Origin of the sequence: Variovorax endophyticus, assembly GCF_025376855.1 — a bacterium.
GTDB lineage: Bacteria > Pseudomonadota > Gammaproteobacteria > Burkholderiales > Burkholderiaceae_C > Variovorax.
Genome location: NZ_JAHUTH010000005.1, coordinates 145,283 through 160,771, shown reverse-complemented (window position 1 = coordinate 160,771; position 15,489 = coordinate 145,283). Strand labels below are relative to the sequence as shown.

The window sequence follows — 15,489 nt, the reverse complement described above, 5'->3', positions numbered from 1 at the left end:
GCGGCTCTTCATTCGCTGGGCTCTGACCCCGTATCGCCGCTGCGTCGGCGAACCGGCCCTTCCATGAAAACGCTCGTCGTTCATTGCCATCCGAACCCTGACAGCTTCAACCACGCGCTCTACCGCACGGCGCTCGCCGCCCTCGAACCCCGCCACCAGGTCCGGGCCATCGACCTGTACGCCGAGGGCTTCGACCCGACGCTGACCCGCGAGGAACGCATCGCGTACCTCGACAACACCCAATTGATCCGCGAACGCGTGCAACCCCACGTCGAAGCGCTGCTGTGGGCCGAGCACCTGGTGTTCGTCTATCCCACCTGGTTCCACGGACCGCCCTCGATGCTCAAGGGCTGGCTGGAGCGGGTGTGGCTGCCCGGCGTGGCCTTCCTGCCGGCCGAGCGCAAGGGCCAGGCCGCGCGCTCGGGCATGCGCCACATCCAGCGGCTCACGGTGGTCACCACGGGCGGCTCGCCGCGCTGGTTCGTGATGGCCATCGGCGACCCCGGGCGGCGGCTGTTCACGCGCGCGCTGCGCGCCCTGTTCGCCTGGCGCTGCAAGGTGACCTGGCTGCAGCTGCACGACATGAACGCCGTGACCGCGCTCGACCGCACGCGCTTCATCGAGCGCGTGGCGCGCAAGCTGCAAACGCTGTGACCACGACCCCAACGATCCGGGAGAAAACACCATGAGCCTCGAACGCACGCTCACCGTCCGCGTGACGCGCATCGCGCGCCAGACGCCCGAAATCCTGGCCTTCGAACTGGCCCATCCCTGGGGCCGCGCGCTGCCCGGCTACGAGGCCGGCGCGCACATCGACGTGCACATGCCCGGCGGCTTCTCGCGCCAGTACTCGCTGGCGCGCGCGCCCTCGGACGGCACCGTCTCGTCCTACCTGATCGGCGTCAAGCGCGAGGCCGCGAGCCGCGGCGGCTCGGCCTCGATGCACGAGCGCGTGCGCGAGGGCGACCTGCTGCCGATCAGCACGCCGCGCAACACCTTCCCGCTGCAGGCGCGGGCGCGCCATCACCTGCTGCTGGCCGGCGGCATCGGCATGACGCCGCTGCTGGCGATGGCGCAGGCACTGGCCGCGCGCGGCGAGGGCTTCACGCTGTGCGTGTTCGCGCGCGCCGAGGAGCACCTGGCCTTCGCCGAGGCGCTGCGCGATCCGGCGCTGGCACCGCACGTGCGGCTGCACCTCGACCAGGGCGACGCCTCGCAGCGCATCGACCTGCGCGCGCTGCTGGCCGCGCATGCCGGTGCCGCCCATCTCTATGTCTGCGGCCCCGGCGGCTTCATGCAGGCGGTGCGCGACGCGGCCGCCGCCGCGCGGTGGCCCGAGGACGCGATCCACGCCGAGTACTTCGCCGCGCCCACCGATGCCGCCGCCACCGCGGGCCAGCCCTTCGTGCTGCGGCTCGCGCAGCGCGGCATCGTGGTGCCGGTGGCGGCCGACCAGACCGCGGTCGATGCGCTGCACGAGGTCGGCATCGACATTCCGGTGTCCTGCGAGCAGGGCCTGTGCGGCACCTGCGTGGTCGGCGCCGAAGGCGAGGGCGCCGAGCACCGCGACTTCTGCCTCACGGGCAGCGAGCGGCGCCACAAGGTGGCGCTGTGCTGTTCGCGCGCCAAGGGGGCCGAGCTGGTGGTGCAGCTCTGAGACCGCGCATGGCCAGGACCACCGCCGTCGACACCGCCGAGGACGCCGAGGGCCCCGCCACGCGCGGGCGCTCGCGCAAGTACGCGCAGGTGCTCGGCGTGATCAACCAGGCCGCGATCGAGGTGTTCGCGAGCGAGGGCCTGGCCGGCGCCTCGACGCAGGCGATCGCCGACAAGGCCGGGCTCTCGAAGGCGCAGCTGCACTACTACATCGACAGCAAGGAGGCGCTGTACCGGCAGATCCTGCAGGACATCCTCACCGACTGGATCGTGGTGTTCGGCTTCGACGACGAGGCCCTGGGCCCGCGCAAGGTGCTCGGCGATCTGATCCGCCGCAAGATGGCGTTCTCGTTCGAGCACCCGCTGCGCTCGCGCATCTTCACGGCCGAGATGCTGCGCGGCGCGCCGGTGCTCAACCCCCTGATGGACACGAGCAAGCAGCGCACCGACCAGGCGGCCGCCGTGATCCGCAACTGGATGGACCAGGGCCTGATGGACGAGGCCGACCCGATGCTGGTGCTGTTCCACATCTGGGCCGTGACGCAGTTCTACGCCGACCACGCGACCCAGGCCGCGTACTTCCGCAACACCGCGCAGCACGGCGACGCGCAGGACCGCGAATACCTGGTCGAGCAGGTGACGGCGTTCCTGTTCAAGGGCGCGGGCGTCAGGTAGCGCGCACCGGCAGGTACATGGTGGCCTCGACCTCCACCAGCACCTCGTCGCCCGGCAGGAAGCGCGACACCTCCACCACCGTGCTGACCGGCGGCTCGCCTGGGTAGAACAAACCGCGCACGCGGTTGTAGAAGGCGTAGTGCGGCAGGTGGCGGAAGTACTGCACCAGCTTCACCACGTCCTCCATGGTGCCGCCGTGCTCGGCCGCGATCTGGCGGATGCGCTCGAGCACGAACCAGCTCTGCGCCACGATCGGCGCCTCGAACACGTCGACCGACATCTGGCCGGTGGCATAGCCCAGGCCCTGCAGCGCGCTGCGCCCGGCCTCGGGAATGGCGTCGTAGCCGGCGACCGCGCGGCGCGTGGCCGGATCGACGGCGACCACGCCGCTCATGTAGACGAAATCGCCGACGCGCTTGGCGGCGGCATAGTTGGCCATCGGCTTGCCCATGCTCATGCGGTGTGCTCCAGGATCCGGCCCGCGCGGATGACGCTGCGGCGGCGGCCGCGCGGGTCGATGAGTTCGTGTTCGTCGGTGGCGGCCAGCACCACCAGGTCGGCCGGACAACCCGCGGCGATGCGACCGTCCCAGGCCAGCCCGAGCGCGCACGCCGGTGCGAGCGTGATGCTGTCGATCCAGTCGAGCGCCGGCGCGAGGTGCGCCACCTGCACGCCGAGGCCGAAGGTCTCGACGAGGTCGTAGCTGCCGTAGGGATAGAAGGCGTCCTGCACGTTGTCCGTCGCCAGGCTCGCACGCAAGCCGCGTGCCGCGGCCTCGCGGATGCGCGTGATGCCGCGCGGCACCGGCGTGCGGTCCCAGGCGCCCTGCAGGTAGAGGTTGGTGGTGGGCAGCGCGACCAGGTGCAGGCCCGCGCCCGCGCACAGCGCCAGGGTTTCGTGCGCCACGGCATCGTCCTGCACCGAGAGCGAGCAGGCATGGCCGCAGACCACGCGGCCCGCGAAGCCGCGCGCGCGCACCAGCTGCGCGATGGCGCGCAGGCCGCTGGCGTCGGCATCGAGGCCCTCGTCGACATGGAAGTCGAGCGACAGCCCGTGCCTGTGCGCGAGCTCGAACACGCGGTCGAGCTTGGGCAGCAGGGCCTCGTTGCGGTAGACGAAGGCGCCGAGCGCGCCGCCCGCGCGCGCCACCTCGCGCGCGATGCGCTCGCCGGCCTCGGCATCGGCGAACAGGTCGAGCGGCGTGAGCGAGACGAACTGCAGCTCGACGCGGCCGCGCCAGGCCTCGCGCAGCGATTCGAACACCGCGAGCGAGACCGGCGCCTCGGGCTGCACCCAGTCGAGGTGGGTGCGCAGCGCGCGCGTGCCGCTGCGCCAGGCGTCCTCGAGCGCGCGCTCCATGCGCGGGCGCAGCGAGCCGGCGGTCCAGCCGGCGCGGTGGCCGTTCATGCGCTCGATGGCCGCGAACAGGTTGCCCTGCGCCGCGCCCACTTCCTGCACGGTGTAGTTCTTGTCGATGTGCGCATGCGCGTCGACGCAGGCGCTCAGCACGATGCCGCACGCCACCTCTTGCTGCGCGCTCGGCGCGACCGAGGCCACGCGATCGCCGTCCAGCACCAGGTCGAACAGCTCGGCCTCCGACGCGAAGCCGCGCAGCGGCTTCGGGATGCGCAGCGCCTCGAGCTTCACTGCGCCTCGCGCCACGCGCGCAGCCAGCCCAGCCCGGCCGAGGTGCCGCCGGGTTCGCTGCCGCGCCGCGGCCGGTATTCGCAGCCGACCCAGCCCTGCCAGCCGGTCTGCGCCGACACCTCGTCGATCACCTGGAACAGGTAGGGATAGTTCTGCTCGCCGATGTCGGGCTCGTGGCGCTCGGGCACGCCGGCGATCTGGATGTGGCCGACGCGGCCGGTGGGCAGGTACTGGCGGATCTTCATCGCGACGTCGCCCTCGACGATCTGGCAGTGGTAGAGGTCCATCTGCACCTTGAGGTTGGGCGCGCCGATGCTCTCGACGATGGCGTGCGCATGGTCCTGGCGGTTGAGGAAGAAGCGCGGGATGTCGCGCGTGTTGATCGGCTCGATGAGCACGTCGCGCCCGGCCTTGGCGGCCTCCTCGGCGGCCCAGCGCAGGTTGTCGACGTACACCTGCTGCACGGCATCGGCCGTGAGGCCCTCGGGCACCAGCCCGGCCATGACGTGGATGCGCGGGCAGTCGAGCGCGACCGCGTAGTCGATGGCCTTGGCAATGCCTTCGCGGAACTCGGCATCGCGCCCCGGCAGGCAGGCCAGGCCGCGTTCGCCGCCCTCCCAATTGCCGGGCGGGCCATTGAAGAGCACCTGTTGCAGGCCGTTTTGCCGGAGGCGCGCGACGATGTCCTCCTTGGAGAAGGCATAGGGGAACAGGTACTCGACGGCCTCGAAGCCGTCCTTCGCGGCGGCATCGAAGCGATCGAGGAAGTCCAGCTCGGGATAGAGCATCGAGAGGTTGGCGGCGAAGCGTGGCATGGCGTTGTCTCTTTGAAGTTCTGGCGATTGTGGTCTCGAACGAACTTACCAGCGCGCGCCGAAAGTCGCGCGCAGTTCGGCGATCTGTTCGGGCGACAGCGGCGCGGGTGGCGTGGCATGGTCGCGCGTCATGAGGTGGAGCCTGGCGGTCTCCTCGAGTTCCTCGAGCACGGCCATCGCGGCGGCGGGGGTGTCGTGCCACACGTTGGGGCCGAGGCGGTCGAGCATCACGGCGCGGATGGGCACGCCGGCCGCGCCGCGCTGCGCGATGACCTGGGCGACCTCGGCCGCCGCTTCGGGCGCGCCCGGGCGGTGGTAGTGGATGCGCGGCACGTGGCCGACCTTCATCACGAAATAGGGCGTGAGGGCGGGCAGCAGTTCGTCGCTGGTTCCGCTCAAGGTGAGTGCGACGCAGTGGGAGCTGTGGGTGTGGATCACGCAGGCGGTGCCGGCATCGAATGCTCGCGCTGCTTGGTAGATGCGCATGTGCAGTGCGATGGTCTTGCTGGCGCGGTCACCGCTGGTCTGTTGCCCCTGCGCATCGAGCCTCGCGAGCCGCGCGGGGTCGAGGAAACCCAGGCAGGCATCGGTGGGGGTGATGAGGAAGCCACCGTCTTCCAGGCGCACGCTGATGTTGCCGGCCGTGGCGTGGACGTAGCCTCGGTCGAACAGGCTTTTTGCCGTGCGGCAGATTTCTTCTCTTGCTTCTGTTTCGGTCATGGTTTTTTTGGCTTGTTCGGGGCGCGTGCACAGGACAGCGGGTACTTCCCTCCGCGAATGTCCCCCGGCCTTCGGCCTCCTCCTTTATTTCGCTGCGGGAAGCACCCACTGCCCTGTGCACGAGAGGCACTGCGGTGGTGCGGGCGGTTCAACAACGATTGCGTCCAGGCGCGCGTCGATGGGGTACTCCCCGCAGCGAAATAAAGGAGGAGCCGAAGGCGGGGGACATTCGCGGAGGGGAGTACCCCATCGGCGTACGCCCGCCCCGATCGTTCAACACCCCAAGGCATCACCCCAACACCGCAAACGCCTTGGTAAAGAAATCATCCCCCCCAAAGTTCCCCGACTTCAACGCGATATGCACCCCAGTGTCAGGCGCCAACGAGGAACGCGCATGACACCACGGCACCCCCGGATCGATCTGCGGCCCGATCTGCATCTGCGCGATGCCGAGCGCTTGCACGCAAGCCCCGGAAGTTTCCCCGCCTGCCACCACGAGCTGGCGCACACCGTGCTCGACCAGCCCGCGCGCGATCGCGGCGATGGTGCGCTCGACCATCGCGCCGGCCTCTTCCACGCCCAGTTGGCCTTGCACCGACTTCACGGCACCGGCTTCGGCCGTGGAGTAGACGAGCACCGGCCCCTTGTCGATCAGCGGCGCGGCCCAGGCCAACGCCTCCGCCGCGACATCGACACCGGCCGCGATGCGCAGAGGATCGATGGCCAATGCCGCGCCGCCACGGCCGATGAAGTCGAGCACCTGCCGGTTGGTGGCCAGCGAGCAGCTGCCCGACACCACCGCCGTGCGGCCGCCGGCCTTCGGCAGCGCGCTGGCCTGCGAGGAGGGTGCGAGCCCGAAATTGGCCGGCAAGCCAATGGCCACGCCCGAGCCCGCGGTGACCAGCGGCAACTTCGCGAGCGCCGGGCCCATGCGCAGCAGGTCGTCGTTCGATACCGCGTCGACGATCGCGATCGACACGCCCTCGGCCTTCAACTGCGCGATGCGCGCTTCGATGGCTTCCGCGCCGCGCGCCACCACCGCGTGATCGATCAGCCCCACCTTGCGCCGGCACTGCGCCTGCAGCACCCGCACCAGGTTCGGGTCGGTCATCGGCGTCAGCGGATGGTTCTGCATGCCGCTCTCGTTGAGCAGCACCTCGCCCGCGAACAGGTAGCCCTTGAACACCGTGCGCTTGTTGTCGGGGAAGGCCGGCGTGGCGATGGTGAAGTCGCAGCCCAGCGCCTCCATCAGCGCCTCGGTCACCGGGCCGATGTTGCCCTGCGGCGTGCTGTCGAAGGTCGAGCAGTACTTGAAGTAGATCTGTTGCGCGCCCTGCGCCTGCAGCCAGCGCAGCGCCTCGAGCGACTGCGCGATGGCCTCGGCCGGTGCGATGGTGCGCGACTTGAGCGCCACCACCACCGCATCCACGTCGGCCGCCAGCGGCCCCGCGGGCACGCCGATCGTCTGCACCACGCGCATGCCCGCGCGCACCAGGTTGTTGGCGAGGTCGGTGGCGCCGGTGAAATCGTCGGCGATGCAGCCGAGCAGCAGCTTCGCCATGACTCAGCCCTTCACCGCGAGCTTGACCGCCTGCGGGTTCTCGCGCACGTAGTCGCGCAGGATCGCGTCGAAGCTGGCATCGGCCTTCAGGCCCAGCGCCTCGGCACGCGCCGCATGCACGCGGCTGGGCCAGCTCGTGACGATCTTCGCGATCGCCGCGTCGGGCTCCCAATCGATCAGGCTCGTTGCCTCGGTTCCCGCGATGCGCTCGAGCGCCTGCGCCATCTCGCGCACGGTGGTGGTCAGCGCGGGCAGGTTGACCGCCGTGCGCGCGCCCCACTCGGCGCCGCTGGCCGTGGCCGCGCGCACGATGCCCGCGATGGTGTTGCCGGGTGAGGCCAGCGCCACCGGCGTGTCGGGCGCGACCGGGCAGCGCGCGCGTTCGCCCGCCAGCGGTTCGCGCAGCATGCCGCTGAGGAAGCTCGAGGCCGCGCCGTTGGGCCGGCCCGGACGCACCGACACCGTCATCAGCCGCACGTTGCGGCCCTGCACGAAGCCCTTGCGCGTGAAGTCGGCCACCAGTTGCTCGCCGACGAACTTCTGGATGCCGTAGCTGTTCTGCGGCGTGGGCAGCGTCGTGTCCTCGATCAGGGCCGGCAGCCGCTGCTCGGGCGAATCGCCGAACACCGCGACCGAGCTCGAGAACACGAACACCGGCGCATGGCCGGCGCGGCGCGCGGCTTCGAGCAGCGCGCGCGTGGTGTCGAGGTTGCTGCGCATGCCGAGGTCGAAGTCGGCCTCGCATTCGCCGCTGACGGCGGCCGCCAGGTGGAACACGAGCTGGCTGCTGGCGATCGGCAGCGCGCCGCTTTGCGCCTGCTCGAGCAGGTCGCCCTGCAGGAACTGCACGCGCGCGTCGGCCGCGAGGTCGGCCGGCGGCGCCACGCGGTCGGCCAGCACGATGCGTTCGATGGATTGCGGCGCGGCGCCGGCCAGCGCCAGCGGCCCCTGGGCGAGCAGCGTGCGCGCGAGGCGCGCGCCGAGGAAGCCGCAGCCGCCGGTGATGAGGATGTTCATGGTCGTCATTCTGGAGTGGATGTCGAGGAAGGCAGCGTGATGCCCGGGAAGATCTTGATCACCGCGCTGTCGTCCTCGCGCGCATGGCCCGCGGTCGAGGCCTGCATGAACATCTGGTGCGCGGTCGACGACAGCGGCAGCGGAAACTTGCTCGCGCGCGCCACGTCGAGCACCAGGCCCAGGTCCTTCACGAAGATGTCGACCGCCGACAGCGGCGTGTAGTCGCCGGCAAGCACGTGCGCCATGCGGTTCTCGAACATCCAGCTGTTGCCCGCGCTGTGGGTGATGACCTCGTAGAGCGCGGCCGGGTCCACGCCCTCGCGCAGGCCCAGCGCCATGGCCTCGGCCGCGGCCGCGATGTGCACGCCGGCCAGCAGCTGGTTGATGACCTTCACCTTGCTGCCCGCGCCCGCGCTGTCGCCGAGCCGGTAGACCTTGGCGGCCATCGCGTCGAGCACGCCCGCGGCCTTATCGTAGGCCGCGGGCGTGCCGGCGGTCATCATCGTCATCTGGCCGTTCGCGGCCTTGGCGGCACCGCCCGAGATCGGCGCGTCGAGGTAGAGCAGGCCGAGCTTCGCGAGCCGCGCCTCGAGCGCTACCGACCAGTTCGGGTCGACGGTCGAGCACATCACGAACAGGCTGCCGGGCTTCATCGAGGCCGCGCAGCCCGGCGTGTCGCCGTCGCCGAACAGCACCGCCTCGGTCTGCTGCGCGTTCACGACGACCGAGATCACGATGTCGCTGGCGGCGCCGAGCGCGGCCAGCGTGTCGCAGGCGGTGCCGCCGTCGCGCGCGAAGGCCTGCGCGGCCTCGCGGCGCAGGTCGAACACGTGCGGCGCATGGCCCGCGCGGCGCAGCGACCGCGCCATGCCGGCGCCCATGGCGCCGAGGCCCACGAGGCCGACGACGGGAGGGGAGGAAGTGGTCATGGAGGAAGGGGCAGGATGATTTGTCAGGTCATCATACAAATTTGAAGCGACTTTGTCTTGCCCGGAATTCCCCCGACCGCCCCCCCCGACCGACTCTCAGGAAGCCTTCTTGCGCCGCCCCTTGCCGGCCGCCGCGCTCTCCTGCAGCCCCTCGACCAGCGGCCGCGCGAGCTGCGCGCCCTCCTGCTGCCAGAAGGCCGGGTCGGCCTGCTCGATGCGGCGGATCGCGTTGTCCATGTGGGTCTTGGCGGCCTCGCGCGCGCGCAGCGCATCGCCGGCCTCGATCGCCTCGACGATGCGCGCGTGTTCCTGCGCCACCTCGCGCGCGAAGTCGGCGCGGCGCGCCTCGTTGGCACGCGTGACGCGGGTGGCGCCATGCAGGAACTGCCGCAGGTACTGCAGGGTGCCGATCAGGAACGGGTTGCGCGCGGCCTCGGCGATGGCGCGATGGAAGCGCACGTCCTCCTCGGCGCCGTTGCCGCCCACGGCCACGGCCGCATGCAGCGCCGCGATCGCGTCGCGGATGCGGCGCACGTCCTCGGCCGTGCGGCGCTCGGCCGCCAGCGCCGCCACCTCGGCCTCGAGCGCACGGCGCAGCTCGACCATCTGGATCACCGCCTCGCGCGAGGCCACGTGCGGCAGTTCGAAGCGCAGCGGCTCGACCCCGGCCGCGCGCACATACACACCGCTGCCCTGGCGCGAATCGACCAGCCCGAGCGACTTGAGCCGCGACACCGCTTCGCGCACCACCGTGCGGCTGACGCCGAACTGCTCGGCCAGCGCGGACTCGGTCGGCAGCCGGTCGCCTTCGGACAAGCGCCCGCTGCGCACCTCGGCCGCCAGCGCATCGGCCACCTGGTCGGCCAGGCGGACGGCGGGGGCGAGCGATTGGAAGCGGGCGGTCATGAATGGGCTGCGACTCTAACGCAGGCCCTTGCAACGCCTCCTAGGCCCGTCCGACCGCCGGCCGCGCGTTGAACCACAGCAGCGTCAGCGCGAACGCCAGCAGCGGCAGCATCGCGAGGTTGATCGCAGTCCAGCCCACGCCCGCGAGCAGCGCGCCCGAGCCGAAGGACATCAGCACGGCCGTGGTGCCGTTGCTCAGCTCCATCAGCGCCTGCGCGGGTCCGCGCTCGTGCTCGGCATGCGCCTCGGCCAGCAGCGTGGTGCCGGCGATCAGCATCAGGTTCCAGCCCAGGCCCAGCAGCAGCGAGCTCGCGAGGAAGTGCGCGAAGTCCTGGCCCGAGAGCGCGACCGCGGCGCTGGTCGCGAGGATCGCCGAGCCCAGCATCGCGACGCGGCGGCTGCCCCAGCGGTCGACCAGCGCGCCGGCGAAGAAGGCCGGCGCGAACATGCCGAGCACATGCCACTGGATCACCTGCGCGGCCGCGGCGGCGGAGAAGCCGCAGAAGTCCATCGCGAGCGGGGTCGCGTTCATCGCCAGCACCATGAGGCCGTGGCCGATGGCGGTCATGAGGATGGCGGCGCGCAGCATCGGCCGCGCGAGCAGCACGCGCATCTGGGCCCAGCCGCGCGCCACGGCCGGCGGCGCCGCGCCCTCGCGCAAGCGCGACATGGCGGCCACGCCGCACAGCGCCAGCACCGCGATCGCGAGGTAGGCGCCCGCGAAGGGCACGGGCAGCGCATTGCGCGTCCAGACCGCGATGGCGGGCGCGAACACCGCTGCGCAGACACCGCCGCCGACCACCAGCGCGGCGGCGCGGCCCTTGTGGCGCGGCTCGACGGCCTCGAGCGCGGCATAGCGGTAGAAGCCGGCCGAGGCCTGGTAGCCGCCGATGCAGGCGGCGCCGAGGCAGAACAGCGCGAAGCTGCCGAGCCCCAGGCCCGTGGCGCAGACCAGCCCGCCCACCACGCCGAGCAGCGCGCCGCCCATCAGGCCATGGCGGCGGCCGCGCCGCTGCATGAACATCGACAGCGGCGACACGGCCGCGAGATTGCCGAGCACCAGCAGCGCGAGCGGCAGGGTGGCCAGCGCGGGCCAGGGCGCGAGCCGCAGGCCCGCGACCGAGGTCAGCGTGATGCCGATGATCGAGCACGACCAGTAGAGCGCCTGGCCAAGGAACAGCAGCCGGATCGCGGGATTGCGCAGCAGCTGCATCGCTCAGCCCCCGGCGCCGAAGCGCTGCACGAAGGCCTGCGGGCTCACGGCGAGGTGCTTGTGGAAGCTGCGCCGCAGCGTCTCGGGATGGCCGAAGCCGCACAGCCGCGCGACCGTCGACACCGAGGTCTGCGCATGGGCCAGCAAGGCCGAGGCGGCCTCGACGCGCACCCGCTCGACGTAGTGGCCGGGCGTCATGCCGAGCTCGCGCCGGAACACGCGGCTCAGGGTGCGCGGCGGCATGCAGGCGCGCTCGGCCAGCGCCTCGAGCGAGAGGTCGCCCGCGAGCTGGCCCGGGATCCATTCGAGCAGCGACGACAGCCGCGGCGCATGCGTGGCCTCGGGCGCGAGGAAGCGGCTGAACTGCGCCTGCCCGCCGGGCCGGCGCAGGAACATCACGAGCCGGCGCGCCACCGCCAGCGCGATCGCGCGGCCGAGGTCGTGCTCGACCAGCGCCAGCGCGAGGTCGATGCCGGTGGTGACGCCGGCCGAGGTGAAGACATGGCCATCGCCCTCGCGCCCGCTCGGGTCGTAGGTATGGAGCCGGTCGGCCGCCACCTCGACCGCGGGATGGCGCGTGCGCAGCGCCTCGACGCTGTCCCAGTGGGTGGTGGCGAGGCGGCCGTCGAGCAGGCCGGACTGCGCGAGGATCAGCGCGCCCGAGCAGACCGAGCCGAGCCGGCGCACGCGCGGCTCGGCGCGCTGGAGCCAGGCCAGCAGCGGCGCGTTGCGCAGCTGGGCCTCGGCGCCCCAGCCGCCGGGCACGAGCACGGTGTCGAAGCGCGCCGGGTCCTGGTCCTCGCGCGCGGCCTCGGCCAGCAGCGAGAAGCCGGCCGAGCAGGCCACCGGTCCCACCGCGTCGGCCAGCAGGTGCAGCGAATAGCCGGCCGGGCGGCCCTGGCGCTGCAGCTCGACATTGGCCGAGGCGAACACCTGCAGCGGACCGGTGACGTCCAGCACCTGGACATCGGGGTAGATCGTGCAGCCGATGGCGCGCGGCGTTTGCATGCCGGCAGTGTCGTGCGCCCCGCAATTGGCCGCAACGACAACGACCCCACGGATCCGGCCACTTTCGGCGTGGCCGGCCCGTGTGGCGGGTCAGCCCAGCGCGTGCCGCGCGGCCTTCGCGATGCTCTGCGCGTCGACGCCGAAGAAGCCGCGCAGGGCGGCGCGCGTGTCGCTGCGCCCGAAGCCGTCGGTGCCCAGCGTGAGGTAGCGGCGGCCCGCGGGCAGGAAGGCGCGGATGCTCTCGGGCACGGCGCGCACGTAGTCGGTGGCAGCGACGATCGGCGCCTTGCCCTGGCCGAGCTGGCGCGCGACGAAGGCCTCGCCCGCCTCCTCGCCCGCGATGGCGCGCTGCTCGCAGGCCAGGCCGTCGCGCGCGAGCTCGCTCCAGCTCGTGACGCTGAACACCTCGGCCTCGATGCCTTCGCCGGCCAGCAATTGCGCGGCCTTCACGACCTCGGTGAGGATCGCGCCCGAGCCCATCAGCGTGACCTTCTTCTTCGCCTTGCCCGAGGCCGGCGCGTAGGTGCCGAAGCGGTAGCAGCCGCGCAGGATGTCGGCCTCGGCGCCCGCGGGCACGTCGGGCTGCGCGTAGTTCTCGTTCATCAGCGTGACGTAATAGAACACGTCCTGCTGCTCGACCATCATCTCGCGGATGCCCGCGTCGACGATCACCGCCATCTCGCCCGCATAGGCCGGGTCGTAGGCCTTGCAGTTGGGAATGGTCGCGGCCACGAGGTGGCTGCTGCCGTCCTGGTGCTGCAGCCCCTCGCCGCCGAGCGTGGTGCGGCCCGAGGTGGCGCCGAGCAGGAAGCCGCGCGCGCGCTGGTCGGCCGCGGCCCAGATCGCGTCGCCCACGCGCTGGAAGCCGAACATCGAGTAGTAGATGTAGAACGGCAGCATCGCCAGGCCGTGCACGCTGTAGCTGGTGGCCGCGGCGGTCCAGCTCGCGATGGCGCCGGCCTCGCTGATGCCTTCCTCGAGGATCTGGCCGTCGGTGGCCTCGCGGTAGCTGAGCACCGAGCCGATGTCCTCGGGCGCGTAGCGCTGGCCCACGCTCGAATAGATGCCGACCTGCTTGAACAGGTTCGCCATGCCGAAGGTGCGCGCCTCGTCGGCCACGATCGGCACGATGCGCGGGCCCAGCGCCTTGTCCTTGAGCAGGTTGCCCAAGAGGCGCACGAAGGCCATGGTGGTGCTCATCTCCTTGCCGGCGGCCGCGACCGCGAACTGCGCGTAGTTCGCGAGGTCGGGCTTGGCCACCGCCTCGCAGGCGGTCTCGCGGCGCGGCATGGCGCCGCCGAGCGCCTCGCGGTGCTGGCGCAGATAGCGCATCTCGGCGCTGTCCTCGGCCGGGCGGTAGAAGTCCATGGCGGCGGCCTGCGCGTCGCTCAGCGGCAGGTCGAAGCGGTCGCGGAACTCGATCAGGTCGACCTCGCCCATCTTCTTGTGCGAGTGCGTGGTCATCTTGCCCTGGGCCGCGCTGCCCATGCCGTAGCCCTTCTTGGTGTGGGCCAGGATCACGGTGGGCCGGCCCTTGTGGGCGGCCGCCGCGGCATAGGCGGCATGGATCTTCACGAGGTCGTGGCCGCCGCGCTTGAGGCGGTCGATCTGCTCGTCGGTCATGCCCTCGGCCAGGCGCGCGAGCTCGGGGTTCTGGCCGAAGAAGTTGTCGCGGTTGAAGCGGCCGTCCTTGGCCGCGAAGGTCTGCATCTGGCCGTCGACGGTGGCGGCGAAGGCGCGCGCCAGCGCACCGCTGGTGTCGCGCGCGAACAGGCCGTCCCAGTCGCTGCCCCAGACCAGCTTGATGACGTTCCAGCCGGCGCCCGCGAACAGCTTCTCGAGCTCGTCGATGATGCGGCCGTTGCCGCGCACCGGGCCGTCGAGCCGCTGCAGGTTGCAGTTGACCACCCACACGAGGTTGTCGAGCTTCTCGCGCGCGGCCAGGGTCAGCGCGCTCATCGACTCGGGCTCGTCCATCTCGCCGTCGCCGAACACGCCCCAGACCTTGCGGCCCTCGCAGTTCAGCAGGTTGCGGTGCGAGAGGTAGCGCATGAAGCGCGCGTGGTAGATCGAGCTGATCGGGCCGATCCCCATCGAGCCGGTGGGGAACTGCCAGAAGTCCGGCATCAGGTAGGGATGCGGGTAGCTGCACAGGCCGCGCGCGCCGCTGCCGTCGACGAAGGCGGGCGACGTGAGTTCCTGGCGGTAGTGGGCGAGGTCGTCCTCGCTCAGACGCCCCTCGAGGTAGGCGCGCGCATAGACGCCGGGCGCGCTGTGCGGCTGGAAGAACACGAGGTCGCCGCCATGGGCGGCACTGCGCGCATGGAAGAAATGGTTGAAGCCGGTCTCGAACAGGTCGGCCGCGCTCGCATAGCTCGCGATGTGGCCGCCGAGCTCGCCGTAGGCCTGGTTGGCCTTGGCCACCATCGCGAGCGCGTTCCAGCGCATCAGCGAGGCCAGCTTCTCCTCGACCGCGAGGTCGCCCGGGAACGGCGGTTGGTCCTCGGCCGCGATGGTGTTGACGTACGGCGTCGACAGCTCCGGCTGCCAGCCGATGCGCTGCTGGCGCGCGAGCCGCGCGAGTTCGTCGAGCATCTGGCGCGCGCGCTGCGGGCCGTGGACCTGCGCCAGCGCGAGGAAGGACTCGCGCCATTCGGCGGTCTCGGCGGGATCGGGGTCGTGCGACAGCGCTGCCACGTCGAGCAGCAGGGCACGGATCTGGTCGGCGGAAATCGGGGCGTTCATGTCGGCACTTTAAGCCGCCACGAAAAGAATTGGCTACTGCTGCGGCCCGCAACTTGACGGCTCGTCGGCATAAAATTCCGCCAATCCATCAGATCACGGCATTTCATGCAACTCGACGCGATCGACCTGCGCATCCTCGACGAACTGCAGCGCGACGGCGCGCTGTCGAACGTGGAGCTCGCGCGCCGCGTGCACCTGTCGCCCTCGCCCTGCCTCGCGCGCGTGAAGCTGCTCGAGACCGAGGGCGTGATCGACCGCTACGTGGCGCTCGCGAGCGCCAAGGCGCTGGGCCTGGGCCTCAACGTGTTCATCTCGATCAGCCTCACGACGCAGAGCAAGCAGTCGCTGGCCGACTTCGAGCAGCGCATCGCCGAGCACGACGAGGTGATGGAGTGCTACCTGATGACCGGCGACAGCGACTACCTGATCCGCATCGCGGTGGCGGACATGGCGGCGCTCGAGAAGTTCATCCTCGAGCAGCTCACGCCGATCCCGGGGATCGAGAAGATCCGCTCGAGCTTTGCGCTCAAGCAGGTGCGATACAAAACGGCGCTGCCGTTGCCGACAGCGCCGTCCTGATCTCTTCGGCGGGGCCGA

At 71.2% G+C, this 15,489-nt stretch carries 15 protein-coding genes; 4 read left to right on the top strand and 11 right to left on the bottom strand.

The genetic code is table 11. The features are described from left to right. Nucleotides 1–63: 63 nt before the first annotated feature. The 3 genes from KV106_RS08690 to KV106_RS08680 are packed head-to-tail and all read left to right on the top strand — an operon-like array spanning nt 64 to nt 2,331. Nucleotides 64–654: an NAD(P)H-dependent oxidoreductase gene (locus KV106_RS08690; protein ID WP_057595873.1), complete on the top strand. Its 591-nt coding sequence runs from the start codon at nt 64–66 to the stop codon at nt 652–654. A gap of 31 nt (nt 655–685) precedes the next feature. Continuing rightward, a complete protein-coding gene (locus KV106_RS08685; RefSeq protein ID WP_261208998.1) occupies nt 686–1,657 on the top strand; it encodes a PDR/VanB family oxidoreductase in 972 nt (323 codons plus the stop codon). Nucleotides 1,658–1,665: 8 nt separating this feature from the next. After that, a complete protein-coding gene (locus tag KV106_RS08680; RefSeq protein WP_261208996.1) occupies nt 1,666–2,331 on the top strand; it encodes a TetR family transcriptional regulator C-terminal domain-containing protein in 666 nt (221 codons plus the stop codon). Here the strand turns inward: KV106_RS08680 and KV106_RS08675 are convergent. The 11 genes from KV106_RS08675 to mdeB all read right to left on the bottom strand — a co-directional run bounded on the left by KV106_RS08675 (nt 2,324) and on the right by mdeB (nt 14,892). Further along, the gene (locus KV106_RS08675) at nt 2,324–2,788 is read right to left on the bottom strand and encodes a RidA family protein (protein ID WP_057595876.1); all 465 of its coding nucleotides are present in this window, start codon (nt 2,786–2,788) and stop codon (nt 2,324–2,326) included. The genes KV106_RS08680 and KV106_RS08675 overlap by 8 nt on opposite strands. Further along, complete coding sequence (locus KV106_RS08670; RefSeq protein WP_261208994.1) at nt 2,785–3,993, bottom strand: amidohydrolase family protein; 1,209 nt, start codon at nt 3,991–3,993, stop codon at nt 2,785–2,787. The genes KV106_RS08675 and KV106_RS08670 overlap by 4 nt, the downstream gene beginning before the upstream one ends. After that, nucleotides 3,975–4,793 carry a 2-oxo-tetronate isomerase gene (otnI, locus tag KV106_RS08665; protein WP_261208993.1) on the bottom strand — a complete coding sequence of 273 codons (819 nt, stop codon included), beginning with the start codon at nt 4,791–4,793 and terminating at the stop codon, nt 3,975–3,977. The genes KV106_RS08670 and otnI overlap by 19 nt, the downstream gene beginning before the upstream one ends. Before the next feature lie 45 nt (nt 4,794–4,838). Further along, nucleotides 4,839–5,513, bottom strand: coding sequence for a class II aldolase/adducin family protein (locus KV106_RS08660; protein ID WP_261208988.1), 675 nt, complete (start codon nt 5,511–5,513; stop codon nt 4,839–4,841). 289 nt (nt 5,514–5,802) lie between these two features. After that, nucleotides 5,803–7,074: a 3-oxo-tetronate kinase gene (otnK, locus tag KV106_RS08655; RefSeq protein ID WP_261208987.1), complete on the bottom strand. Its 1,272-nt coding sequence runs from the start codon at nt 7,072–7,074 to the stop codon at nt 5,803–5,805. Between the two features lie 3 nt (nt 7,075–7,077). Then, the gene (gene denD, locus KV106_RS08650; protein ID WP_261208985.1) at nt 7,078–8,091 is read right to left on the bottom strand and encodes a D-erythronate dehydrogenase; all 1,014 of its coding nucleotides are present in this window, start codon (nt 8,089–8,091) and stop codon (nt 7,078–7,080) included. Between the two features lie 5 nt (nt 8,092–8,096). Next, nucleotides 8,097–9,020 carry an L-threonate dehydrogenase gene (ltnD, locus tag KV106_RS08645; protein ID WP_261208983.1) on the bottom strand — a complete coding sequence of 308 codons (924 nt, stop codon included), beginning with the start codon at nt 9,018–9,020 and terminating at the stop codon, nt 8,097–8,099. 96 nt (nt 9,021–9,116) lie between these two features. Further along, on the bottom strand, nt 9,117–9,926 hold the full coding sequence (locus KV106_RS08640; RefSeq protein ID WP_261208980.1) for a FadR/GntR family transcriptional regulator: 810 nt from the start codon (nt 9,924–9,926) through the stop codon (nt 9,117–9,119). Nucleotides 9,927–9,966: 40 nt separating this feature from the next. After that, on the bottom strand, nt 9,967–11,139 hold the full coding sequence (locus KV106_RS08635; RefSeq protein ID WP_261208979.1) for an MFS transporter: 1,173 nt from the start codon (nt 11,137–11,139) through the stop codon (nt 9,967–9,969). A gap of 3 nt (nt 11,140–11,142) precedes the next feature. Beyond that, the gene (locus KV106_RS08630) at nt 11,143–12,147 is read right to left on the bottom strand and encodes a GlxA family transcriptional regulator (RefSeq protein WP_261208977.1); all 1,005 of its coding nucleotides are present in this window, start codon (nt 12,145–12,147) and stop codon (nt 11,143–11,145) included. A 90-nt stretch (nt 12,148–12,237) separates the two neighbouring features. After that, the gene (mdeB, locus tag KV106_RS08625) at nt 12,238–14,892 is read right to left on the bottom strand and encodes an alpha-ketoglutarate dehydrogenase (protein WP_261208975.1); all 2,655 of its coding nucleotides are present in this window, start codon (nt 14,890–14,892) and stop codon (nt 12,238–12,240) included. 105 nt (nt 14,893–14,997) lie between these two features. Here mdeB and KV106_RS08620 point away from each other — a divergent pair, with 105 nt between their 5' ends. Next, a complete protein-coding gene (locus KV106_RS08620; RefSeq protein WP_057595886.1) occupies nt 14,998–15,471 on the top strand; it encodes an Lrp/AsnC family transcriptional regulator in 474 nt (157 codons plus the stop codon). Nucleotides 15,472–15,489 lie beyond the last annotated feature (18 nt).

Excerpts from the sequence above, each read along its gene's own strand:
- KV106_RS08690 (WP_057595873.1), top strand. The coding sequence starts at position 64 with ATGAAAACGCTCGTCGTTCATTGCCATCCGAACCCTGACAGCTTCAAC.
- KV106_RS08685 (WP_261208998.1), top strand. The coding sequence starts at position 686 with ATGAGCCTCGAACGCACGCTCACCGTCCGCGTGACGCGCATCGCGCGC.
- KV106_RS08680 (WP_261208996.1), top strand. The coding sequence starts at position 1,666 with ATGGCCAGGACCACCGCCGTCGACACCGCCGAGGACGCCGAGGGCCCC.
- KV106_RS08675 (WP_057595876.1), bottom strand. The coding sequence starts at position 2,788 with ATGAGCATGGGCAAGCCGATGGCCAACTATGCCGCCGCCAAGCGCGTC.
- otnI (WP_261208993.1), bottom strand. The coding sequence starts at position 4,793 with ATGCCACGCTTCGCCGCCAACCTCTCGATGCTCTATCCCGAGCTGGAC.
- KV106_RS08660 (WP_261208988.1), bottom strand. The coding sequence starts at position 5,513 with ATGACCGAAACAGAAGCAAGAGAAGAAATCTGCCGCACGGCAAAAAGC.
- otnK (WP_261208987.1), bottom strand. The coding sequence starts at position 7,074 with ATGGCGAAGCTGCTGCTCGGCTGCATCGCCGACGATTTCACCGGCGCC.
- denD (WP_261208985.1), bottom strand. The coding sequence starts at position 8,091 with ATGAACATCCTCATCACCGGCGGCTGCGGCTTCCTCGGCGCGCGCCTC.
- ltnD (WP_261208983.1), bottom strand. The coding sequence starts at position 9,020 with ATGACCACTTCCTCCCCTCCCGTCGTCGGCCTCGTGGGCCTCGGCGCC.
- KV106_RS08640 (WP_261208980.1), bottom strand. The coding sequence starts at position 9,926 with ATGACCGCCCGCTTCCAATCGCTCGCCCCCGCCGTCCGCCTGGCCGAC.
- KV106_RS08635 (WP_261208979.1), bottom strand. The coding sequence starts at position 11,139 with ATGCAGCTGCTGCGCAATCCCGCGATCCGGCTGCTGTTCCTTGGCCAG.
- KV106_RS08630 (WP_261208977.1), bottom strand. The coding sequence starts at position 12,147 with ATGCAAACGCCGCGCGCCATCGGCTGCACGATCTACCCCGATGTCCAG.
- mdeB (WP_261208975.1), bottom strand. The coding sequence starts at position 14,892 with ATGAACGCCCCGATTTCCGCCGACCAGATCCGTGCCCTGCTGCTCGAC.
- KV106_RS08620 (WP_057595886.1), top strand. The coding sequence starts at position 14,998 with ATGCAACTCGACGCGATCGACCTGCGCATCCTCGACGAACTGCAGCGC.